This window comes from Collinsella aerofaciens, assembly GCF_901212495.1.
GTDB lineage: Bacteria > Actinomycetota > Coriobacteriia > Coriobacteriales > Coriobacteriaceae > Collinsella > Collinsella aerofaciens_H.
Genome location: NZ_CAAKNY010000053.1, coordinates 72,252 through 94,012, shown reverse-complemented (window position 1 = coordinate 94,012; position 21,761 = coordinate 72,252). Strand labels below are relative to the sequence as shown.

Sequence of the window (21,761 nt, the reverse complement as noted above, 5' to 3'; positions counted from 1 at the left end):
AAGAGCGTAAGGGGGGGCTGAACGGCACAAGGCCATCCAGCCCCCTCCCCTTGCATCAATTACTTGGCGTTGACGATGCGCTCGACGTCGGAAGCGATCATGAACTCCTCGTCCGTGGGGATAACGAAGATCTTGACCTTGGAATCCTTGGCAGACAGGCACCAAGCGCCGTCGCCACGCAGAGCGTTGCGGGCATGATCCATCTTGACGCCCATAAAGGCCAGACGATCGGCCACGCCGGCGCGGACGGCCGGAGCGTGCTCGCCGATGCCGGCGGTAAAGACCAGGGTGTCCATGCCGCACATGGAGGTGGCCATCTCGGCGGCCTTGGCGGCAATCTTGTAGACGAACATATCGAAGGCGAGCTGGGCCTCGGGGTCGCCGGCAGCGGCGAGCTCCTCGACATTGCGGCAGTCGTTGGTCTTGCCGCCGGTCACGGCCAAAAGGCCGGACTTCTTGTTCATCATCTCGTCGACCTCGTCGAAGGTGTAGCCGCCTTCGCGCTGCAGGTAGCACACGGTAGCAGGGTCGATGGAGCCGCAGCGGGTGCCCATCATGACACCGTCGAGCGGCGTCAAGCCCATGGTGGTGTCCATGCACTTGCCGTCCTCGATGGCGCACAGGGAAGCACCGGAACCGATATGGCACACGACAACCTTGCGGGCCTCGCCGTTGGTCATCTCGGCGACCTTCTTGGAGATGTAGCGGTAGCTGGTGCCGTGGGCGCCGTACTTACGGATGTGCAGCTTGTCGCAGACGTCCTTGGGCAGGGCGTAGGTCTTGGCGACCTCGGGCATATTGAAGTGGAAAGCGGTGTCGTAGACCGTGACGTTGGGCAGGTCGGGATACTGCTCCAGGCAGTACTCGATAACGTTGGCCTCGGGGTTGTTGTGCAGCGGGGCAAGCGGAGCGACCTCGCGGATCTTGGCAAGAACGTCCGCATCGACGAGGGAGGAATCGCCGAAGTACCAACCGCCCTGAACGATACGGTGGCCGATGCCCTCAATCTTGACGCCGTTGGCCTCGAGGTCCTTCAGGACGACCTCGATGGCGACCTTGTGGTCGGGGAACTCGATGTTCTCGGTCACCTTCTTGGAACCGTTGGCAGCGTGGGTGAAGGTACCGCCGGTAAAGCAGACGCGCTCGCAGGAGCCCTTTGCGGACACCTTGTGGGACTTGGTATCGATGACCTGATACTTAAGGGTCGAAGATCCCGCGTTGACGACCAGAACGTTCATGTGTCTCCCTACTAACAGGCGGTGTGGCGCCGCCAGGTTACATACGCTTCAATAATAAACCCAAACGCCCTCGCGCTCGGGTTTATTGCGTTGATATATAAGTTATCGATGCCCGAATACTCATGTCCTTTGACTGGTAAGACGAAAGAGCGCGGGGATATACACCAAAGAAGAGGTCCCGAGTGCAACAAGCAATATGACTCGAATGCCCGCGATGCTGCTCGACGCAGCATTGAACAGATAGAAAAGGATGGCACCCACCGCCACCATCTGGCTTTGAACCGAAATCAGTGAACAGCGCATCGAAGAATCGGCAGCATTTTGAAAAATTGAGTATTTAATTGGAGCAAATAACGAGTAAGCGACCTCCTGCAGCACATAGAACACGGGTAGCAAATAGACCGGAGTAAAGGGAATCAAAAACAAAGCTGTCAATGCTAAGTGCATGATGCCGCAAATACGCGCAAAACGGCCCTTGTCGACACGAGCAATCACACTGGGCACAATAAACCCTATGGAGGCGGAGACAAGGAGCTGGATTGCAATGGTCACGCCCGAAGCGACGGCATTCATGCCGCGACCCGCAAGCAACAGTGAGAAAAAGTCTTCCAGGGCGACAAAGGCAAATGCCTGAGAACAGTCCATGATGAACGCTGACCGAAGAATGCCATTACACGCAATAGCAGCACCGATCATCTTCGGGCTAACCCCACGCTCAGGTGTCGCCACAATGCCCCCTCTTCGCATCTCAGGAATGCAGACAACGACAACCAACGTCAGCACCATTGCGATGATATCTGCCGAAAGACCAATGAGGTATGCACCGACGGACGAAATGAAACCGCCCACACAAGCGGAGATGGCATAAGAGGCATAGAAAACAAATCGCTCAACGACATTAAGCCTTACGAGCTGGTCCTGAGAGACGCTGTCAATGTAAATCGCTTCTATGGATCCGCTCACACATGCAACGGCAAAGCCTTTAAGAGCAAACGCGCCGATTAAAAGCAGAGGAGAACGGACGAGAAGCAGGGCGGCGTAATATCCAAGCATTCCCACGACGCCAACGAGACCGCTGGTCTTTCGTCCAAACCTATCAGCAATATAGCCAGTGGGAACTTCAAGGATGAACTTACTCACTTGGTAGGCAATCATCATGCTAGAAATCGCTACCATCGAAAGCCCAACGAATTCAAGGTAAACCGTCAGAAAATACAAGATGGTGCTGAAGTTCGACAGAAAAACGAACGTCATATAAAGCAAAACCGTACGGTTTTTCATGCTCCACCCTCCAAGAGTCAGCAATCTAAATCGGAATCTTGGAAAAGCATGAGGGCAAAACTGTCAGCTATGTGTTACAAGGCGTCAATAATCACTTGACGTCTCGAGGCCAATCAATCTCACGAAGCAAGATGACGCAAGAGGTGCAGAAATACCGTCTGGTGTCGATCGGTCCAGGCATTTTGTCGATAGCAAAAGTAGATGGGCAAGGTTACATCACGCGAACCTTCAATGGAGCACTCACTCACTTCTGACCCATCCGATGCGAGAGAGGACCCAGACAAACTCAATATCAATCCCCCGGCTTGAAGAAACTCAGTCTGAGCCCTGCTTCCGTATTCGACATCACGGAAGCGAAAATTGACGAGCTGGGCTTCGGGACATTGATTGATTGCATTGAGACAGGGTGACAAATTAATAGGAACAGCGAGCCTGCCGCCCAGTAACTCACGAATGGTCATAGCGTCAACAGATTGATGACCCGCTGGGCACGAAAGAACCTTGAGCTCCTTTTCACCCAAATATTTTGAAGAAAGGACGCTGTCCCGTGGTTCCTCAAACGAGATAGCCGCGTCCGAAATTCCAAGTATAAGTGATTCAAAGCATGTTGCCGTTGGCTGATGCCACACATCAAGATGAATCTGAGGGTGCGAGCTTTCAAACGAGTCGTACCAGTTTTCGGCAAAAAGGCGCCCCCGTCCGTGAAGACAGGGGGCGTAAAGACGAAAGTGGCCGTCGGGCGAGACGCCGCCGTTCCCCGATTGAGCGTACTTTTTGAGATCGTCGACTTGTGCCAGGATCACGCGTGCACGACGCGCAAATTCTCTGCCCGCCGAAGACAAAACAGCCTCCCCCGCCGATCGGTCGAGCAAAACAATCTGATACTCAGATTCCAACTTTTTGATTGCCGACGAAACGGCCTGCGGACTCACATGAACGGCGCGAGCCGCTTTACGCACGCCGCCATAGTTCGCTACCGCTTGAAGGTATTCGAGTTGGGAGAGCTGCATAGATTACTCCAAAGGCAGCCAAGTCGACGGGCTACGCGCCCTCAGATGAGGTTCTCGCCCAGGTTCTTGCCGCCGAGGACGTGCATGTGGAAGTGCATGACGGTCTGGCCGGCGTTGACGCCCTTGTTGGAGATGACGCGGAAACCGTCCTCCAGACCCTTGGCCTTGGCGACCTCCTGGACGGCGTGAGCCATGGCGCCCATGGTCTCGGCCGGCACGTTGTCGGCGATGTCTCTGTAGTGCTTCTTGGGGATCACGAGCGTGTGGATCGGCGCCTGGGGATTGAGGTCGTCGAAGGCGATGACCTGGTCGTCCTCATAGACAACGGTCGAGGGAATCTCGTGGCTGGCAATTTTGCAGAAAATGCAATCGCACATGGCTGGTTCCTTTCTCACAAACCAAGGTAGTCTTTTTGGGACGGGGCTTTTTTTGACTACTTTTTTGCAAGCGCAAACACTCGGCAAGCCATCGCGCAAGGGTAGTCAAAAAAGCCCCGTCCCAAAAAGACTACCCCAAAGTAGGCTGCGAGGTGGTTAGAACGAGAGGTTGTCGTCGGTGTTGGCGGCTTCGCCGTCGGCGAGCACATCGTTGCCGTCAACGTCCTTCAGGAGCACCGAGACCTTCTGCTCGGCATCGGACAAGCGAGTACGCAGGCTCTTGAGGAGCTCGACGCCGCGGGTATAGCTCTCGAGCGACTCCTCGAGCTCCATGTCGCCCGATTCCAGACTGCGGATGATGAGCTCCAACTCCTGCGAAGCCTGCTTGTACGTAAGCTGCTCGACCGGGGTCTTCTCTGCCATATCTGTTTCCTTTCCTAAAGGTTTATCACTATGAAACGCGGTCTATTCGACCGTATTGACCGTTGCTGCCACGTTGCCGTCTGCCATGCGCACGCGAATGGCGTCGCCGGGCTTAAAGGTCTTGGCGCTCGTAGCCACGCCGTCATCGCTATAGGCGATGGAGTAACCGCGGGCAAGCACCTTGAGCGGCGACAGGGCATCGAGCGAAGCCGCCGCACGGCCCAGATCGGACGCTGGCTTGCTGAGCATCGTGCGTCCCTGATGCTCCAGACGGGAACTCGCAAGCGTGAGCGCATGGCGCTTGCCGTCGAGTCCTGAGGTGCTTGCGATCAAGCGCTCGGGCAGGCGCTCAAAGTTGGAGTGGAAGGCCCCGACCGAGCGCGTTATGGCGCCAGACAGGCGATCGGCCGTCAAGGCGAGCTCAGACTCGCGACGCTCGACCATAAACGTGGGGTCGTTGAGGCACGGGCGGCACGCGGCTGCATCGAGCGCGTCGCCCAGACGAGCCGTATGGGCGTCCCAGGCACGACGACCGCGCTGGTCGAGCATCTCCAGATCAACCTGATTCGACCCGATCATCGATGCCATCGTGGCGCCCAGACGCTGATGGCGCGTCTCGAGCACGTCGGCCAACTCCGTCATAGCCGGCGCCACCGATTCTGCCGCTGCCGTTGGCGTGGAGGCGCGACGGTCGCTCACCATGTCGCAGATCGAAGTATCGGGCTCGTGGCCGATACCCGTCACCACGGGCACGGGACAGGCCGCCACCGCACGGGCGAGGTCTTCGTCATTGAAAGTCATAAGATCTTCGAAGGAGCCACCGCCACGCACCAGCAAGATGCAGTCCGGCGACGGTGTGATGGCGGCGGCGCGACGCAAGCCCTCAATGAGCTCCGCCGGCGCGCCCTCACCCTGAACCTTGGCGCCCACGCAGACAAGCTCAACGAGCGGGTTGCGTCGGCGCAGCGTACGCTTGACGTCGTCGATCACGGCGCCCGAAAGCGAGGTGACAACCGCCACACGCGAGCAAAACACCGGAATGTGACGTTTGCGCGCTTCGTCCATCAGGCCCTCGCGACGCAGCTTTTCGGCCAACTGAGCCACCTGCTGACGCAGCAGACCCTCCCCCGCCAGCGAGAACGAGCGGGCGACAAAGCTCATGCGACCCGTAGGCTTGTAGAGATTGAAGCTGCCCTTAAAGCTCACCTGCATGCCGTCGCGCAGATCGAAGGTGCGCTTAAGGTAGGCGCCCTTCCAGATGATGCAGTCGACGGCGGCCGAGTCGTCCTTGATCTGAAAGTAGCAGTGGCCGCTTCGGGCGTTGGGACCACGGAAACCTGTGACCTCGCCCAAAACGCTCAGCTGCGGAATGGCATCGAGCGCGCCGGCGGCGATCTCCACCGCCTGGCTCACGCTGAGCTCCTTGCGCCCCTGCTCGTCCGATCCATCGAACTCGGCGGAAACGGCATTGCCGGTTAGATTCCAGCCAGCCACGCAGCCTCCTTTCGTCATCGTGCACAGAGGCTTCGGCCCTGCGCAAATTCAAGTCCAACACATAGTACAGCGCCGCGGGGACACAAATCACCGCGGCGCCCAGCGACCCAATTTGTTATCGGTTGGAGTTTCTGTTGTAGCGAGCCATCAGATAGAGCAGCTGAATAATCGAGGTGAGCGCCGCAGCCACATAGGTGAGCGCGGCGGCCGTCAGCACCTTCTTGGCACCATTGACCTGCTTGGAGCTCATACCCGACTGCTCAATATACGCCACGGCGCGCCGACTGGCATCAATCTCAACCGGCAGCGTAACCAGTTGGAACAACACGCTAAACGAGAAGAAGACCAGCGCGAGGGTCGTGAGCCCCGCGATGTTCATGAACAGGCCCATGAGCAGCACGATCGTCCAGGTGTTCTGGGTAAAGTTGACGACGGGGACCAAAGCGGTGCGTACCTTCATCATGGCATAGCCGCTTTGACGCTGGGCGGCATGACCCGCCTCGTGGCAGGCGACGGCAACGCTTGCGACCGACCCGCCCGAACGGTTGGCGTCTGACAGATATAGGTTGTTGTCCTGCGGGTTGTAATGGTCGGTGAGCTCGCCAGCAACACCCTTGATACCCACGGCGTTGCAGCCGTTGGCGTCGAGCATGCGGCGAGCGACCGTGGCGCCCGTGGCGCCGTCCGAGCGGACCTTGGACCAGGTTTTGTACGTCGAGTTGATATAGTTCTGTGCGGCAAGGCCAAGCACCGTGCAGACAAGAACAACCAGCAGGTACAGCGGGTCGATGCCAAAGCCGTATCCATAGTAATAAGGCATGCGAATTCCTCCGAATCGAGTTACACGTTGGAGGCATTTTACCCACTCATGCGGCTAGGCTTCCTTACAGCAATTCAATTTTGCCGTCCTTCACCGTCAACCCCATATTGCCCGAGAGCAAATCGTCCAGGCGCGAGCCCACGAGCTCAAAGCGCCAGCCTTCGCGCAGGGGGCTCTGCTCGGGGTGCTCAATATAGTCGGCCAGGTCATCGCGCGAGGCAATGACCGAGGTCGCCACACCCGAGCGCTCGGCAACCAGGCGAATGAGCGCATACATAAGGTCGGTCACGCTCTCCAGCTCCGGCGAAATCTGGTGATGCCCGCGCACCAAGAGCGGCAGGCGATCGTGCGGACAGCTCGCACCGCGCTTGATGGCCATCAACGCGCCGTCCACGTCGCGCTCCCCCAGCTGGTCGGTACCGCGGATGCTGCGGAACTCCTCAACGCGCACGGGATTGCGCTTGACGAGCGCCAGCAGCGTATCGTCGGACATGACCCACTTGCGCGGGATGTTGCGGCGCTCGGCGCGATCCTCGCGCCAAGCGGCAAGCTCGCGAGCAATGCCCAGTTGATGGCGGCTGCAGGAGTTGATGCGCTTGACCTTACGGAATGCCTCGTGACGATCGGCACGGTAGTGCGACTCGTCGGCCAGAGGACGCAACTCGTCGAGCACCCAATCCACACGGCCCAGCTCGCGCAGGCGGCTCATCATCTCGGTATAGGCGACGATCAGATACTTGACGTCATCGATTGCGTACTCGATCTGCTTATCGGTCAGCGGGCGGCGCGACCAGTCGGTCAGCGACTCGGTCTTAGGCAACGAAACGCCGCAAAATGTCTGCACGAGCGCGCCGTAGGAAATCTGCTGGCGCTCGCCCAAAAAGGCGGCGGCGACCTGCGTGTCAAAAATCGGACGCGGCAGCGCGCCCACGGTGTGGAGCATGACCTCCATATCCTGCGAGCAGGCGTGGAAGACCTTAGTCACGCTCTCGTCGGCCATAAGCTCGGCCAGCGGCGATAGGTCGTCGATCACCAGGGGATCGACCGCGACGCTCTCGGCAGGGGTGGCAATCTGAACCAGGCACAGGCGCGGATGGAATGTGCGCTCGCGCAAAAACTCGGTATCGACGGCAATCGCGTCAAACTCACGGGCGCGCTGGCAAAAGTCGAGCAGAGCCTGATGTGTGGAAATGTACATATCAACCCATCGAATAAGGTTAGGCCCGAAAAACACGGGTAGGATAACGGCATTGCCCTACAACTATACTCGGTTAGTCACAGAACGGGAACGTAAGTATGCGCTGCCTTATCATCCACAACCCGGCATCGGGCCCCAGCTCAGATGAGATCTACGCGTTCACGCACGCCCTCGCGCAGGGCGGCGACGAGGTCGTGATGCGTTTTATCGGCGATGGTATGGAACCCGAGGACGCCGTGGCAGACGTGCGCAAGTTTGATCGTGTGGTGATTTCGGGCGGCGACGGCACCGTCTCCAACGTGCTCGACCAAATGCGTGGATGCGGCATCCCCACGCTCGTCTTCCCCTCCGGCACGGCCTGCCTGTTCTTCAACAACATTGGCAATGCCCCCGAGGCCGCGGCGCTCGCCAAGGCCTGCCGCGTCGGCCGTACCGTCAAGGCGGACATGGGCGAGCTCTTTTGGCTCGACGAGAATGGCAACGAAAAGCGCCACGGCTTTATTATCATCGCCGGATCGGGCTACGATGCCGAGATCATGATGAAGGCCGCCCCCACCAAAAACGACATCGGCGAGATCGCCTATTTCCTGTCGGCGCTCGCCACACCCAACCCCACGGTGGCGCACTTTACGATTGAGCATGACGGCATTGTCGAGGAGCTCGATGGCATCTGCTGCATGGCCGGCAACACCTCGGTCATTCAAAACGACATCAACCTGCTCCCCGATTGCCGCATGAACGACGGCATGGTCGACATCGCGGTCATCGAGCCCGTAAAAACCGTCCAGCTCCTGCCCACCGTGATCACCGCCGCGCTCGACCCCGCCGGCAAGGTGCTCGGCCGCCCGCAGTTCAAGATCATCCAGACCAAAGAAGCCAAGATCACCTGTACGCCGTCGCTGGGCATGCAGTTCGATGGCGAGATCATCTCCAGCAACTCGGGCGTCTTTGGTGCTCGCGCACTTCCGCAATGCCTCGACCTCATCGTCGACGAATTCTCCCCACTCGGAAAATAGGAGAACCCCATGAACGACAATCCCCTGCTCGGCTTTATCGTCATTGTTCTGGCCATGCTCGTCGGCTATGTGATTAACGTGATCCACCGCCGGAAGAAGTGAACGCAAGTCCAAAGCAATCCATTGGAACCTAGGCCCCTCGCCGTTATGCATCGCATGATGACAAGGGGCCTTCTTTTATGATGCTTTATCTCGCTGCATCATATGCAGGCATTATGTTGCTTTTTATACCTATTGAATGAGTATAATTAACCGCTCGTCGCATGTTTCATCACGCTTATCGAGTAAGTTTCTTTCATAGATGAACATTGTTTCCACTTCGTTACGCTATGGGAGATGTTTTTATTGGCTGAAGCCCTCTGGCGGCAGAGGACTTTCGCACGCTGGGAGGGAATATGAGGAAAACTCACCCCGTCAACGCGCTCAAAAAGCTTGGCATAGGCCTCGCCTTTGGAGCTGCAACCATCATGTCCATGCCGACATCTGCGCTCGCCTGCACGCAGATGTACATGGGCAAAAATCTTACTGCCGACGGCAATACGTATTATGGCCGCGCCGAGGACTATGGCAAACGCTACCTCAAGCACTTTGGCATCGAGGATTCGCACGCCCCCGGCTTCACCTACAGCTCCGATGAGTCCGGGTTCGTCTACACCTCGAACAAAACCACGTATCGCTACAGCTATGTGCGTGATCACCCCTCGCAGTGGGATGAGCGTTGGGATGCCTACTCCGAGGCAGGCATCAACGAGAAGGGCGTCTCCTGTTCCGCCACGCTAAGCACCAGCATGAATGCAGATGTCGAAGCTGTGGACCCCCTGACGAATGGCTTGGGTGAGTACAGCTACGCCAGCGTTATCCTGGGCGAAAGCGCCACGGCCCGTGAGGGCGTCAAGCTTATCGGCAGCCTGATCGACAAGCAGGGCGTCTGTTCCAACGACCAGATTGTCATCGCCGACAGCAACGAGACCTGGCTGTTCGCCGCACTTTCCGGGCATCAGTGGATTGCCATAAAGCTCGCTGACGACATCGCGTCGCTCAACCCTAATATCGGAAGCCTCAACTACGATGTCGACCTCGACGACACCGAGAACTGCCTCCACTCCGAGGCTATCCAGTCCATGCCCGAAGAGAAGGGCTTCGCCGAGTACACCGACGGCAAATTCGACGTTGCCAAGACCTATGGCGAGAGAATCGATAAAAGCGGCAGGAATCAGTGGACTCGCTATGTCCAAGGCCGAGACTACTTCATGAACCCGCTAATCAAGGACGAGGACTACACCATCGTTAAAGACGAGAACGGTACCGGCGCAGCCGTCAGCGAAATCCAGCCCTTGTTCTTCAAGCCTGGCAAGTCTGGCTGGAGCACCTTTGAGCTGATTCGTGCCTTTGGCAACCGCGGCGAAAATGTCCCCGGCCTTAACGCCAACACCGACGGCGCCTACGCCATCGGCACCGAGCGCAACACCGAGATCAACCTCTTCCAGATTCGTCGCGGCCTTGATCCCCAGGTTGCCACCATCCAGTGGGAGATGCTCTCCCGCGCCGCGTACTCCGTCGCCATCCCCTTCTACTCCGCGCTGCTCACTGAAGTCAGCCCGTATTTCAGCGATCAGACTGTCTCCTTCGACCACTGCAAAGAGACCGACATCGTGAACAACGAGGAGCCCAAGAACTCTATCAACTACGTCCTCATGGACATCAGCTCCCTCTGCTTCGAGCACCCCGAGCAGCTCGGCGCCAGCGTCCGCACCTACCTCGACGCTCTCCAAAACGAGCTCATCGAGCAGAACAAGGAAGTTGATGCCGCTATGCTGGCCGAAACGACCACCGAGGGCCGCACCGCTCTGGCCAACAAGGCTGGCAAGGCTGCTACCGAGAACACCTACGTCAAGTGCAAGGCCCTGCTCCAGGAGATGCGCGCCTATCAGAAGGCCGGAAACTTTGACGAGCCTTTCACCCCAAGCGACCTGAACACTGAGACCAACGGTCTCAAGGTGTCCATCACCTATGCCAAAGACGCTCTTGCCACCGACCCGGTGACCCCGGATCAGCCCGGAACTCCCGAGCAGCCTGGCACTCCTGAGCAGCCCAGTGTCCCCGAGCATCCCGCTAAGCCCGAGCATCCCGCTACCAAGCCCGAGAAGCCTGGCAAGTCGGACACCACGACCACGGTAACCACCAACAAGACGAACACCAAGGGCAGCCTGCCCACCGCTGGCGATCGTTTTGATGGCCGCATGGTGGCTGCATTCGCCATCGCTGGCGTTGCCGTCATCTCCGCAGGCGGTTACTTCCTCTACCGTCGCAATAAGGAGTAATGTCTTAGCTGAGCGGGCGGGGCACATGAGTCACCACGCCCGCTCAGCTATTCGACCGGTGGGAAACGTCACCGAAATCTTTTCAAAAAAGATTTCCCCGCACACACTTCGCTGTGCTATAGTGCAGCGCAACAGCAATGAGGTGCGACCGCACCACGGCATCACGAAAGGAGCCACCAACATGAAGAACACGATGAAGTCCCTCAGCAACTGGTGGTGGCGTGATGCGAATACGATCGGTCGACAGTGAGTCCCTCACGCCTGTTTTTGCGCTCTAGGTGATTGGAAGGCCTCCGGTTTCGACCGGGGGCCTTTTGCTATCTCGAGCCCGATCGCATTCGCATCACGCGCCTCCACTTTTCTCTTGCACTCCCATTCCGAAAGGATTTTCACCATGTCTCAGAACACCACCGCCGCCCAGCCCCGCACCGTCCAGACCGCCGACCGCGGCAAACTCGACGTCCGCGCCCTCGTCTTGCTCGCCATCCTGCTTGCCGCCGGCTTCATCCTCAACTTCACCGTCGGCAAGGCCATCTCAGGCATCTCGGGCGGCATGATCAGCCCCGAGTTCATCATCTCGGCCTTCTGCCTCACCATCCTGGTCGTTCGCCCCAACATCGGCCAGGCGCTCATCATCGGCCTGATCTCGGCTGCCGTGATCCAGATCACCACTACCTCGCCGTTTGTCGATTTTGCCGCCGAGGGCATCGCCGCCATGCTCATGGCCGGCATCGTCAACGCCGCGGGCAAGAACGGTCAGGTCAAGCCCGCCATCGCCATCGTCGCAACCTTCCTGACCACCTTTGTCTCGGGCGTCATCTTCATGGTCATCAAGATGGCCATGCTCGGCGTGGTGGGCGAGCTCGCCGCTGCCATGCTGCCCGTCGTCGCCATGACCGCCGTCTTTAACGCCATTCTGGTCGGTGCCCTCTACTTGCCCATCCAGAAGGCCCTTAAGCTCAACTAACCTGCTCGGCTTTACGAGCCACCCCATCTTGGCGTTCATTCGTCGCTCGCATACCCAAGTACGCTTCGTTCCTCTTTCGCGCCAACCTGGGGCCCTCGTAAGCCGTCTCCGTGCTCCATTATTCAAAATTGATCCCCTTTTCGATTTAACCCCTTTCGTGGGGGTTCAGGGCACTCTTATCTCAAATCTCACCTTAAGGAGAATAAGGAGAACATCATGGCTACCCAGAACGCCCAGGCGCGCACCGTCACTGCCGCCCCCGCCTCCAAGGGACTGGTAAATGTCAGCTCGCTCGTCCTGCTCGCTATCCTGCTTGCCGCCGGCTTTATCCTCAACATGACCGTCGGCAACGCTCTGTCGGTTACGGGCATTAAGCCTCAGTTCATCATAGCCGCCTATGCCTTGGCTATCGCGCTTACGCAAGCAAGTTTTGCCCAGGCTGCTATCTTTGGCATCCTGTCAGCCGCTGTCATCCAGATCACCACGTCCATCCCCGGTCTCAACTTTGTCACCGAGCTCGCCGGCGCACTGACCATGGCGGCCCTCGTCAAGTCCAATATCGGCGGTGACAAGACTAACCCCTTTATCGCCGGGCTCCTCACCACCCTGGTTTCGGGCGTTCTCTTCGCAGCCCTGGGCACCGTCATCATGGGTGCCGCGCTGCCCACGGCGCTCGCCAAGACGCCCATCGTGCTCGGCACCGCCGTCTTTAACGCCGTCGTGGTCCAGGCCCTCTTCTTCCCGCTGCGCAAGGTACTCGGCAAGTAGCCTGATATGATGGACGGGCCACACCCAAGCAGTCCCGCCATCAAAGACTGTCCCAAACAACTAGCTCTTGGGGACGTTCTTAAACGACTAGTCATGTAAGAACGTCCCCAATGACTCCGAAAGGTATCCATGGAAACGATCATCAACGTCGACGATGTCTCGTTCTCCTATGGCACGCAGACCGAGCAGGCGCTCAGCCACATCTCGCTCAGCGTGAACAAGGGAGATTTCATCGGCATCATCGGGCCCTCGGGCGCCGGCAAGTCCACGCTTGCCGCCTGCCTGTCGGGTGCCGTGCCCCACCACTATACCGGCACGTTCTTTGGGTCCGTCATGGTTGACGGCAACGACACCTGTGAAGTTTCGCTCACCGATGTGTCGCAGATCGTCGGCAGCGTGTTGCAGGACATCGACACGCAAATGGTTGCCTCGGTCGTCGAGGACGAGATGCTTTTTGGCCTGGAGAACTTTGGCGTTCCTCACGACCAGATCGAGCAACGTGTGAGCGAGACGCTCGAGACCGTCGGCATCAGCGACCTGCGCGACCGCGAGATCGCCACGCTTTCGGGCGGCCAAAAGCAAAAGGTTGCCATCGCCGCCATCCTCGCCATGCGTCCGCGCGTGCTCGTGCTCGACGAACCCACCGCGGCGCTCGACCCCGCCAGCTCCACGCTGGTCTTCGAGACCCTGCGCGAGGCAAACCGTGCGCTCGGCATCACCATCGTCGTCGTTGAGCAAAAAGTCGCCCTGCTTTCGGAGTATTGCAACCGCGTGCTCGTGCTCAATCATGGTGAAATCGCGCTACAGGGCGAGCCGCATGAGGTCTTCGCACACGCCGATGAGCTCCGCGCCATCGGCGTCGATTGCCCGCGTGTCACGCGCATTTTCAACAGCCTCGAGGCCGATGGCCTGGCCAGTGGCACTCCCTGTTTGGATGTTGATGAGGCCGAGCGCCTGATTACGGGCATCGTCGACCCCGCACACGCAAGCAGTGACATTCAGGCACCCGCCGGCTCACCGCACGCACCGTCGTTGCGCCCGCACGCCAAGGACGCCGAGCCTGTGCTCACCTTCGATCACGTTGAGTTTGCCTATCCCAATGGCGGCGCCGCCGTCCACGACCTCAATCTAACCCTCTATCCCGGCGAGCTCGTGGGCATCGTCGGCCAAAACGGCGCCGGCAAGACCACGCTCACCAAGCTGCTCACAGGCTTGCTTAAGCCCGCCTCGGGCAGCGTGCGCGTCACAGGATTGGACACCGCAGCCGTTCCCACGAGTCGCATCGCCCGCGAAGTCGCAACCCTCTTCCAAAACCCCGACCGCCAGATCTGCAAGGACACCGTGCTCGATGAGGTCGCCTTTGGACTGGAGCTTGCCGGCATCGACCGTGCCGAGGCGCTGCGTCGCGCCCAGCTCGTCATCGACCGCTTTGGCTTGCCGGCCGACGAGGCGCCCTTCTCGCTCTCGCGCGGTCAGCGCCAGATGGTGGCACTCGCCTCCGTCGTGGTCGTAGAGCCCAAAATCGTGGTACTCGACGAGCCCACGAGCGGCCTTGACTACCGTGAGTGCATGACCGTCATGGAAACCGTGCGCACCATGGCCGAACGCGGCTGCGCCGTCATCATGGTCTGCCACGACATGGAAGTCGTATCCGACTTTGCCGAGCGCATCGTGGTGATGGCCGACGGCCGCATCCTCGAGCGCGGCCGCACGCACGAGCTGTTCTCGAACATCGAGCTCATGCAGCGAGCCTACGTTGAGCCACCCCAAGTCATAGAGCTTTCTCGTCGTCTGGCATCCTCCGTCTCTCCCGCCTTTGCACAGGTGAGCGAGGTCACCGATATCGTTCGCATTACCGAGGAGATGGTCCACCGTGGTTAACGTCATCGACTATATGCCGGGCGATACACTGCTGCACCGCTTGAACCCGGTCGTCAAACTGGGCCTTGCCGCCGCCATCATCATCGGCATCTTCCTGTCCGATACCTACGTGGCGCTGTTGGGCTTTTTGGCGCTCACCCTTGCACTGGGCGTCTACGCCGGCGTCGTCGACCGTCTGTTCTCGCTACTCAAGCTGCTGATTCCGCTCGCGCTTATCATGCTGGTGCTTCAGCTGGCCTTCATGCGCGACGGCAACATAGTGTGGGGCTTTATCACCGACACGGGCCTCATTACCGGATCGAAGGCCTGCCTACGCCTGTTGGGCGTGGCGCTGCCACTCATCCTCATGCTTATGGTGACCAAGCTCAACGACCTTGCCAACGCCTGCGTCGAGGTGCTGCACGTGCCATATCGCTATGCCTTTACCTTTACCACGGCGCTGCGCTTTGTGCCGGTATTTGGCCAGGAAATGAACGCCATCATGGAGGCGCAGACCGCGCGCGGCGTTGAGTACGACACTAAGAATCCCGTCAAGAAACTCAAGCTCATGCTGCCACTGTGCGTGCCACTGCTTATTTCGAGCGTGGGCAAGACCGATGCCACCGCGCTTGCCGCCGAGCAGCGCGGCTTCTACCTGCGCACACGTGCGAGTTCGTATAAGCGCTACCCCATCAAAGGCCTGGATATCGCCGTACTTATCGTCAGCATCGCCCTTGTCGCCATCGGCTTCCTGTTCTAGCAATCGCTGGCAGCAAACGGCAAATGCAAAAGGCCTCGGCTCGCACCAAACGAGCCGAGGCCTTACTGTTTTCCCAGATAAAACCTACCAAAATTAACCTGTCCCTTTTTGGCAGGGGGAGAACTAGAGGCGGTAGGGGGCGCCGCTGCGAATGATGGACTCGCGTACCAGGACATCCATCGCATCGAGGGTGATCTCGGGCATCTCGCGATACTTCTGCAACACCGATAGCTCGGTGCAGGCCAGGATGACGCGGTCGCAGCCGCTACGGGCGAACTCCCACATCACACGGTCGAACTTATCCATATCCGGCTCGCGCCCGGCCTTTACATCATCGTAGATAAGCGACATCACGTCGGCCTGACGCTTTTCGCTGGGATAGACAACCTCAACACCCGCAGCCTTACATTCACGGCCGTAGACGCCCGCGCCCACGGTTCCGTCGGTGCCCATGATGCCGATCTTGCGCACCGGCTCGGCCGGCATGCTCAGGTTGGGATCGAACTCGCACTCCCCCATCACCGCGCCGGCCAGAGCATAGCGCACCGACTCGCGCGGCATGTGGATAATCGGCACCTTCGTAAACGACTGGATCTGGTCGTAGAAGTAGTGTGACGTGTTGCAGGGAATCGCTATGTGCGCGCAGCCCAGCGACTCAAGCGCTTGAGCACACTCCTTCATGGTCGCCAGCAGCTCGGTATGCTCACCGGTCTTGATGGCCAGCGTGCGGTCGGGCATGGTCGACTTGGAAAGCACCACCATGTCGATATGCTCCTGGTCGCACGTAGCCGCCGTATGGCGCACCACCTGGTCGTAGTAATACGACGTGGCCTCGGCGCCCATGCCGCCGATAACTCCCAGCTTTTCCATCGCCGCCTCCTTGGTGACGCCCGCGCAATTGCGCGTATCATACCCGCGCCCGCCCGATGCAAACCGGACGGGCGCCGCACTCATCTACTTGTAATACGTCTTGAACAGCTTGAAGTGGCGCAGCTTGGTGTGCCACATGCGCAGCCAGCGGTTAAAGACAAAGTCGCCCTTCATAAACGAGGGATCGGCGCCCTTGCCCTCCTTGGCAAGACGATGCACCTTCGCGCGCAGCTCGGGAGCCTTGACGTATTTGTCGACGACGCCCATGGGAACGACCATCCACAGCGCCTCGTCCTGCGCCGTCACAAACTCCGGCTCAAACGGGCGATTGAGCACATACTCGTCCACCACATACTTGGCAACGTTAAAGCCGCTGTTGGTGACGTAGTAGTTGCTGCGGCCTTGGCGCGTGTTGAAATCGAAGAACTTAAACGAGTCGTCGCGCTCGTCGTACTTAACGTCAAAGTTGGAATAGCCCACAAAGTGAAGGTCCTCGAGCAACTTGCGCACACCACCCATAAGCTCATCATTGGGCTCGGTGATGATGCAGGCATGATTACCGACGCCATGGGGCTGATGCTCCTCGAGCAGCACGTGACCCAGGCACATCATGCGAACCTTGCCGTTGCGGTCAGAATAGCTGGTGAGCACACGCATGTACTCGTCGTTGCCGGGCACGCGGTCCTGCAAGATTAGGTCGTCGGTGTAGCCACTGGCATAGGAATCGCGGATAACCTGCTCCAGCTCGGCGCGGTCGGCAATCTCATAAGCCTTCTTCTGACCCTCGAACTCATGCTGCCACCACATGATACCGTCGGAAGGCTTCAGGATCATCGGGTAGGGGAAGTCAATCTGGTCGAGCACCTCGGCAGGTGCCTCTCCCTGCGTGTTGAGCATCTGCGCAGTAAAGGTAAACGTATGCGGATAGGGCACACCGTGCTTCTCGCACAGCTCGTAGAAGATCTCCTTCTTCTGGCACTGCTCAAGCATGCTATAGGGCGCGTAAGGCGCAACGATGTTATCCGCCAGCCCGTTGGCATCCTTGGCCTGAGCCACCAGGGCAACATAGTTATCGCCGCAGCCCATCAGGACAATCGTCTTGTCAGCATGTGCCCGAGCGATACCGTTGACGGTCTTAAGCATCACGGGCATGGTGTCGATATCCACGTTAGGCGTGTAGTCGATAATCTGGCTGCGATACGCAGGCCCCGTCTGATACTTGCCAAAGACTAGGCTCTTGACCTGATACTCCTCGTAGAAGGCGCGCGCCACCGAATACGCGTTGATGTCGCCGCCGAGCAGCACGGGAATAAACTCGCGCTCTGTAAACTGCAATGCCATGGAAACTTCCTATCATGAACTGCCCACACGACGGGCGGTCTTTGTGCAACTGATTTATTTTAGCGTGCCAAGCCGGCGGCACCCAAAGCTCCACCGTATCTATGGCAATCGGTGTAATTATCCAGCACGAAGGCGGCAATCACCAGTGTACGACAACGGGCAATGAACCCACCGTTGTTGTAGGATTCAACATGTTGCCCGCCCCGTCGAAAGGTGCACCGTGCCCCAGGCTCATCCGATCAACAACCCCATCATTGACGCCGCAAAGCGCGAACTTGCGGATCGTGCCCAGACGGCAGCTCCCCTACGTACCGCAAACGATGCTTACAACGGGCCTGCCCGCATCGTCTCAATCAACACGTCGGAGCACAAAGGCACGCGTAAGTCACCCGTCGCCGACGGACACGACACCGTCATCGAGCAGTTTGGCCTCGCCTCCGATGCGCACGCCGGGCATTGGCACCGCCAGGTTTCCTTTTTAGCTGCAGAGTCTATCCAGACGGCGCAGGCGCGCGGGCTCGATGTGCACGAGGGCGACTTTGGCGAGAACTTCACAACCCAGGGCATCAGCCTGCTCTCGCTCCCTCTGGGAACGCAGCTCAAGATTGGCGACGAAGTACTCGTCGAAATCAGCCAGATCGGCAAAGTCTGCCACACCCGCTGTGCCATCTACTATCTCGCCGGCGATTGCATCTTTCCCCACGAGGGCATTTTTGGCGTCGTGTTGCAGGGCGGAAAAGTCCATATCGGTGACGACATACAGGTGGTCAGGCTCGGCGATGGCACCTGTTCCTTCACTCCCGCCGAGGCGCTCAAAGAGGTGGAGCAGGCTCGTCGCGAAGGAACCCTGTAGTTGCAAAACCCCACGTTGAGATAGCTTTTACAACTAAGAATCCCGTTGCAACAGGGTGCCGTAACGTTAAAGTTGAACTCTATGGTTTCTCAACAATTCACCGTTCCCGCAGGTCAAGGCCAAAGCCTCAAGTTCAACTTGACCCTTTAGAACCTTTAAGGTTCAAGTTGAGGTCGAAAGCAGTAGTAGAATACACCTCGACCAATTAACCTACGATTGATTGCAGAGGGACTGGATGCAGCATTCGAACCATCGCATCGCAGCGCTCGTCGCGTCGAAGCCGGCTCGTATCATCACGAGCGCCGCGCTCGCCGTCACGCTGACGGCCACGCCGATGCTCTCCCCCGTCGCGGCCTATGCCGCCTCGCAGGCAACGCAGGATCAGCTTTCCGCCGCCCAAAAGAAAATCGAGGACGCTACGAGCGCCTACAACGACGCCCGAACCAAGCTCGAGGATCTGCAAAAGCAGATCGACTCCAATGAGGCGAACATCGATAAGATTGAGGCCGAGCTACCCGAGCAGCAGGCCAAGGCGAGCTCCGCCATGCGCGATCTGTATAAGTACCAGAAGGGCACCAGCCCCATCGTGAGCTTCCTGGTGAACACGCAGAGCTTGGGGGACTTTATCACCACCTGCAAATACACCAACCAGATTACAAGCTCGAGCGTCGACGAGATCGAAGAGCTTAACAAGATGCAGACCGAGCTCGAGCAGAACAAAACCGAGCTCGAACAGGCCAAGTCTCAGCTCGAGGGCGAGCAAAAGAATGCCGAGGACGCGCTGGTGCAGGCACAGCAGCTCCGCAACGAGGCGCAAGCGAAGGCCGAGCAGGAAAATGCCGCCGAACTGGCTAAGCTCGAAGCCGACAAAGCCGCTGCCGCCGAGAAGCTCTCGGGTACCGGCGTGAGTGGCAATAACTCCAATAGCCAAGCAAATAACGCCAACACCACCATCGACACTACGCCGAGCAACTCCAATACCGGCAATTCCGATTACGACTCGTTCGTTAACGAGTGGACGAGCCGCATCGACAGCTACCTCGCCGGTTCCCCTATGGCAGGTCAGGGCTATAACTTTGCCGTCGCCGCCTGGAATACCGGCGTCGATCCCCGTTGGTCCCCCGCCATCGCCTGCATCGAGAGCAGCAAGGGCCTCTATTGCGCCGGCTCCTATAACGCCTGGGGCTGGAGTGCCCGCGGCGGTGGTTGGCGTAGCTTTGGCAGCTGGAGCGAGGCTGTCTCCGCCCACGTTGCCTACCTGGGTGCCAACTATGGCTCCACGCTTACCCCGGCAGCCGCCAAGAAGTACTGCCCGCCCACGTGGCAGGACTGGTACAACAAGGTCGCCAATCAAATGAACCGTATTTAAGTGCACCTGCAAAGGGGCCCCAAACGGGGCCCCTTTTCTTTTAGGCAGTGGAGGTGTCAACGACACCGGTCGCATTGGCGACCGCAACTATGACGATCATGCATAGGAGCAGCACACCCAATGCCTTGAGCCAGAGTTTCGCGAATTTCTTGCCGCGATAGCTGTCGAGCAGCATAAATCGCCGGCGAAGGCGACGCTTGTCGAGCAGCGCAAAATGCATAAGCACCATAAGGCCATCGACGAAGAAAAAGTACTCGATTATGAGAAGCCACATCGGGTAGCTTTGATTTGCTCCCGTGGGGTGAAAGACGGCAAAGTGGCTTCCGGCAAAGAATACAAGCAGCGAGAGGCAGACGAGCGAATTCCAAATGCGCCCCAAAGGCTCCGGAATGCGAGAAAGCAGAGCGAATGCAGCGGAGGCGGCAGGCCTAGGAATCCCTGCGGGGTTCTGGAGCCCTTGGGGCGCTAACACCGTCTCCGAGGCCGGAGTACAAACAGGCACAGGCGCAGGAGGCCGCATAGGGCAACTCAGGTCGTATGCCGCGCGCGCCGCCCGTCCCAATGCCTCCGCACTCGCAAAACGCTTGGCCGGGTCGCGCGCCATCGCCATGAAAACCGCATCGGTCAGCGGTGCGGGGACGTCGCACGCCTCGCATTGCTCGCGCATATTCTGGACCCGGCTTAGGGTCAGTTCTCGTCAGGCAAAAGAACAGCAGCGCGCCAAGCGCGTCAATATCGCTGCGGACGCTCGTCTGCCCAAACCCATACTGCTCGGGTGGCGCGTAGGGCCGCGTGCCAAACTTGACGGTATCGGCATCAGCACCTTCGCGCCAAGCACGCGCGATTCCCAGGTCAATAATCACCAGCGACGAGAAGGTCATGCCGGCATCGGCGGCATATCTCACACCCGACACGATGATGTTCGAAGGTTTAAGGTCGCGATGGATTACCGGTACCCCGGCTCCCCCGCAGCTGCAAAACCAGCATGCAGCTCGCCCACCGCTTTACACAAAACGGGATACAGCCCGCGGGCATAATCGGGCGTCGCCCCCAAGCGTCCCACCAACGCCTCGAGTGTCTCGCCCTCGACATACTCCATCACCACGTCAAGCTCGTCGCCCATACGGCGGCAATCGACGATTCGGGGCAAGTGCTCAAAACGACGACCGGCGCGTTGGGCCGCAAACAGGCGCTCATATGCTCCGCCAATCTGCACCGAGGCATTGATGCACTTGCGGACAAAGGGCCCGAGAGACCCGCCACCAGAGCCCTCAAAATAGACGAGTTCGGTCGTCTCGACATCCGAGAGCTTGAGCACGCGCTCCACACGATAGCTCTCATCGCGGTCGAGCGATGCCAAATGCTCGACGAGTGAAGCAGTCAGCTCGTCATTGACCTTTTGGAGGCTACAGCCACGGTCGATGCAAAAGATAATGATTGCATCGCGACGATCTTTGCAGTTAAGGACGCTCACTCCGGCAGCCGTCAGGGCGCGGTTGGTCTCCTTCATCGACAGCGCCATTGCAAAGGCAATCTGCAGCACCTTATTGCGGCTCGGATTGCGCGAACCGGTAAAGATCTGATAGCCAAAGGTCTCGTTGAGGTCGGCCATACGCACCACGCGCGAACGCTCAAGCCCCTTCTCTTGCAGCAACTGCTTTAAGTAATCCGAAAGTGACGGGGCGGCAAAGTCGTGTTCCTTGCAGCCCATGCAGTTATCCAAACGTCGAGCAAACGCACTTTGCACGACCGTCTGCTAGCAGTGCAACGAGCCACACCCGCATCCACCCGGACC

The 21,761-nt window shown here is 58.8% G+C and carries 20 protein-coding genes and 1 pseudogene; 8 read left to right on the top strand and 13 right to left on the bottom strand.

Annotated features, from left to right (window positions below):
* Window positions 1-59: 59 nt before the first annotated feature.
* The 8 genes from SFLMC1_RS06370 to rnd all read right to left on the bottom strand — a co-directional run bounded on the left by SFLMC1_RS06370 (window position 60) and on the right by rnd (window position 7,841).
* Window positions 60-1,238 carry an acetate/propionate family kinase gene (locus SFLMC1_RS06370; RefSeq protein ID WP_152074803.1) on the bottom strand — a complete coding sequence of 393 codons (1,179 nt, stop codon included), beginning with the start codon at window positions 1,236-1,238 and terminating at the stop codon, window positions 60-62.
* A gap of 120 nt (window positions 1,239-1,358) precedes the next feature.
* Window positions 1,359-2,519: an MFS transporter gene (locus SFLMC1_RS06365; RefSeq protein WP_152074804.1), complete on the bottom strand. Its 1,161-nt coding sequence runs from the start codon at window positions 2,517-2,519 to the stop codon at window positions 1,359-1,361.
* Window positions 2,520-2,638: 119 nt separating this feature from the next.
* Entirely contained in the window at window positions 2,639-3,529 is an 891-nt protein-coding gene (locus SFLMC1_RS06360; protein ID WP_152074805.1) for a LysR family transcriptional regulator, read from the bottom strand.
* Between the two features lie 41 nt (window positions 3,530-3,570).
* Window positions 3,571-3,906 (bottom strand): histidine triad nucleotide-binding protein, encoded by a 336-nt coding sequence (locus SFLMC1_RS06355; protein WP_152074806.1) that lies wholly within the window; start codon window positions 3,904-3,906, stop codon window positions 3,571-3,573.
* A gap of 156 nt (window positions 3,907-4,062) precedes the next feature.
* Window positions 4,063-4,329 carry an exodeoxyribonuclease VII small subunit gene (xseB, locus tag SFLMC1_RS06350; RefSeq protein WP_006234311.1) on the bottom strand — a complete coding sequence of 89 codons (267 nt, stop codon included), beginning with the start codon at window positions 4,327-4,329 and terminating at the stop codon, window positions 4,063-4,065.
* Between the two features lie 42 nt (window positions 4,330-4,371).
* Window positions 4,372-5,823, bottom strand: a complete 1,452-nt coding sequence (gene xseA, locus SFLMC1_RS06345) for an exodeoxyribonuclease VII large subunit (RefSeq protein ID WP_373422700.1) — start codon at window positions 5,821-5,823, stop codon at window positions 4,372-4,374.
* A gap of 115 nt (window positions 5,824-5,938) precedes the next feature.
* The gene (locus SFLMC1_RS06340) at window positions 5,939-6,643 is read right to left on the bottom strand and encodes a zinc metallopeptidase (protein ID WP_152074807.1); all 705 of its coding nucleotides are present in this window, start codon (window positions 6,641-6,643) and stop codon (window positions 5,939-5,941) included.
* A gap of 64 nt (window positions 6,644-6,707) precedes the next feature.
* Window positions 6,708-7,841: a ribonuclease D gene (gene rnd, locus SFLMC1_RS06335; protein WP_152074808.1), complete on the bottom strand. Its 1,134-nt coding sequence runs from the start codon at window positions 7,839-7,841 to the stop codon at window positions 6,708-6,710.
* 98 nt (window positions 7,842-7,939) lie between these two features.
* On the opposite strand from rnd, the gene SFLMC1_RS06330 reads away from it, so the two are divergent.
* The 6 genes from SFLMC1_RS06330 to SFLMC1_RS06305 all read left to right on the top strand — a co-directional run bounded on the left by SFLMC1_RS06330 (window position 7,940) and on the right by SFLMC1_RS06305 (window position 15,533).
* Window positions 7,940-8,857: a diacylglycerol/lipid kinase family protein gene (locus SFLMC1_RS06330; protein WP_152074809.1), complete on the top strand. Its 918-nt coding sequence runs from the start codon at window positions 7,940-7,942 to the stop codon at window positions 8,855-8,857.
* Between the two features lie 395 nt (window positions 8,858-9,252).
* A complete protein-coding gene (locus SFLMC1_RS06325; RefSeq protein WP_152074810.1) occupies window positions 9,253-11,178 on the top strand; it encodes a C69 family dipeptidase in 1,926 nt (641 codons plus the stop codon).
* Window positions 11,179-11,572: 394 nt separating this feature from the next.
* Window positions 11,573-12,145 (top strand): hypothetical protein, encoded by a 573-nt coding sequence (locus tag SFLMC1_RS06320; protein ID WP_152074811.1) that lies wholly within the window; start codon window positions 11,573-11,575, stop codon window positions 12,143-12,145.
* Between the two features lie 216 nt (window positions 12,146-12,361).
* Window positions 12,362-12,913, top strand: coding sequence for a hypothetical protein (locus SFLMC1_RS06315; protein ID WP_152074812.1), 552 nt, complete (start codon window positions 12,362-12,364; stop codon window positions 12,911-12,913).
* A 129-nt stretch (window positions 12,914-13,042) separates the two neighbouring features.
* A complete protein-coding gene (locus SFLMC1_RS06310) occupies window positions 13,043-14,794 on the top strand; it encodes an ABC transporter ATP-binding protein (protein ID WP_152074813.1) in 1,752 nt (583 codons plus the stop codon).
* Complete coding sequence (locus tag SFLMC1_RS06305; RefSeq protein ID WP_152074814.1) at window positions 14,787-15,533, top strand: energy-coupling factor transporter transmembrane component T family protein; 747 nt, start codon at window positions 14,787-14,789, stop codon at window positions 15,531-15,533. The genes SFLMC1_RS06310 and SFLMC1_RS06305 overlap by 8 nt, the downstream gene beginning before the upstream one ends.
* A gap of 123 nt (window positions 15,534-15,656) precedes the next feature.
* On the opposite strand, the gene SFLMC1_RS06300 is transcribed toward SFLMC1_RS06305, so the two are convergent.
* Window positions 15,657-16,403, bottom strand: a complete 747-nt coding sequence (locus tag SFLMC1_RS06300) for an aspartate/glutamate racemase family protein (protein ID WP_226798300.1) — start codon at window positions 16,401-16,403, stop codon at window positions 15,657-15,659.
* 84 nt (window positions 16,404-16,487) lie between these two features.
* Window positions 16,488-17,744 (bottom strand): ATP-grasp domain-containing protein, encoded by a 1,257-nt coding sequence (locus tag SFLMC1_RS06295; protein ID WP_152074816.1) that lies wholly within the window; start codon window positions 17,742-17,744, stop codon window positions 16,488-16,490.
* Between the two features lie 220 nt (window positions 17,745-17,964).
* On the opposite strand from SFLMC1_RS06295, the gene SFLMC1_RS06290 reads away from it, so the two are divergent.
* Together SFLMC1_RS06290 and SFLMC1_RS06285 are read left to right on the top strand one after the other, a co-directional pair.
* The gene (locus SFLMC1_RS06290) at window positions 17,965-18,597 is read left to right on the top strand and encodes an MOSC domain-containing protein (RefSeq protein ID WP_222838043.1); all 633 of its coding nucleotides are present in this window, start codon (window positions 17,965-17,967) and stop codon (window positions 18,595-18,597) included.
* 235 nt (window positions 18,598-18,832) lie between these two features.
* Window positions 18,833-19,966 carry a coiled-coil domain-containing protein gene (locus SFLMC1_RS06285; RefSeq protein ID WP_152074817.1) on the top strand — a complete coding sequence of 378 codons (1,134 nt, stop codon included), beginning with the start codon at window positions 18,833-18,835 and terminating at the stop codon, window positions 19,964-19,966.
* 40 nt (window positions 19,967-20,006) lie between these two features.
* On the opposite strand, the gene SFLMC1_RS11305 is transcribed toward SFLMC1_RS06285, so the two are convergent.
* The 3 genes and pseudogenes from SFLMC1_RS11305 to SFLMC1_RS11300 all read right to left on the bottom strand — a co-directional run bounded on the left by SFLMC1_RS11305 (window position 20,007) and on the right by SFLMC1_RS11300 (window position 21,677).
* Window positions 20,007-20,633, bottom strand: a complete 627-nt coding sequence (locus tag SFLMC1_RS11305) for a hypothetical protein (RefSeq protein ID WP_261981430.1) — start codon at window positions 20,631-20,633, stop codon at window positions 20,007-20,009.
* 67 nt (window positions 20,634-20,700) lie between these two features.
* Window positions 20,701-20,871 (bottom strand): annotated as a pseudogene (locus SFLMC1_RS11435) (hypothetical protein); the annotation flags it as partial.
* A gap of 41 nt (window positions 20,872-20,912) precedes the next feature.
* Entirely contained in the window at window positions 20,913-21,677 is a 765-nt protein-coding gene (locus tag SFLMC1_RS11300; protein WP_226814302.1) for a hypothetical protein, read from the bottom strand.
* Between the last annotated feature and the right edge of the window lie 84 nt (window positions 21,678-21,761).

Excerpts from the sequence above, each read along its gene's own strand:
- SFLMC1_RS06370 (WP_152074803.1), bottom strand. The coding sequence starts at position 1,238 with ATGAACGTTCTGGTCGTCAACGCGGGATCTTCGACCCTTAAGTATCAG.
- SFLMC1_RS06365 (WP_152074804.1), bottom strand. The coding sequence starts at position 2,519 with ATGAAAAACCGTACGGTTTTGCTTTATATGACGTTCGTTTTTCTGTCG.
- SFLMC1_RS06360 (WP_152074805.1), bottom strand. The coding sequence starts at position 3,529 with ATGCAGCTCTCCCAACTCGAATACCTTCAAGCGGTAGCGAACTATGGC.
- SFLMC1_RS06355 (WP_152074806.1), bottom strand. The coding sequence starts at position 3,906 with ATGTGCGATTGCATTTTCTGCAAAATTGCCAGCCACGAGATTCCCTCG.
- xseB (WP_006234311.1), bottom strand. The coding sequence starts at position 4,329 with ATGGCAGAGAAGACCCCGGTCGAGCAGCTTACGTACAAGCAGGCTTCG.
- SFLMC1_RS06340 (WP_152074807.1), bottom strand. The coding sequence starts at position 6,643 with ATGCCTTATTACTATGGATACGGCTTTGGCATCGACCCGCTGTACCTG.
- rnd (WP_152074808.1), bottom strand. The coding sequence starts at position 7,841 with ATGTACATTTCCACACATCAGGCTCTGCTCGACTTTTGCCAGCGCGCC.
- SFLMC1_RS06330 (WP_152074809.1), top strand. The coding sequence starts at position 7,940 with ATGCGCTGCCTTATCATCCACAACCCGGCATCGGGCCCCAGCTCAGAT.
- SFLMC1_RS06325 (WP_152074810.1), top strand. The coding sequence starts at position 9,253 with ATGAGGAAAACTCACCCCGTCAACGCGCTCAAAAAGCTTGGCATAGGC.
- SFLMC1_RS06320 (WP_152074811.1), top strand. The coding sequence starts at position 11,573 with ATGTCTCAGAACACCACCGCCGCCCAGCCCCGCACCGTCCAGACCGCC.
- SFLMC1_RS06315 (WP_152074812.1), top strand. The coding sequence starts at position 12,362 with ATGGCTACCCAGAACGCCCAGGCGCGCACCGTCACTGCCGCCCCCGCC.
- SFLMC1_RS06310 (WP_152074813.1), top strand. The coding sequence starts at position 13,043 with ATGGAAACGATCATCAACGTCGACGATGTCTCGTTCTCCTATGGCACG.
- SFLMC1_RS06300 (WP_226798300.1), bottom strand. The coding sequence starts at position 16,403 with ATGGAAAAGCTGGGAGTTATCGGCGGCATGGGCGCCGAGGCCACGTCG.
- SFLMC1_RS06295 (WP_152074816.1), bottom strand. The coding sequence starts at position 17,744 with ATGGCATTGCAGTTTACAGAGCGCGAGTTTATTCCCGTGCTGCTCGGC.
- SFLMC1_RS06285 (WP_152074817.1), top strand. The coding sequence starts at position 18,833 with ATGCAGCATTCGAACCATCGCATCGCAGCGCTCGTCGCGTCGAAGCCG.
- SFLMC1_RS11305 (WP_261981430.1), bottom strand. The coding sequence starts at position 20,633 with ATGCGCGAGCAATGCGAGGCGTGCGACGTCCCCGCACCGCTGACCGAT.
- SFLMC1_RS11300 (WP_226814302.1), bottom strand. The coding sequence starts at position 21,677 with ATGGGCTGCAAGGAACACGACTTTGCCGCCCCGTCACTTTCGGATTAC.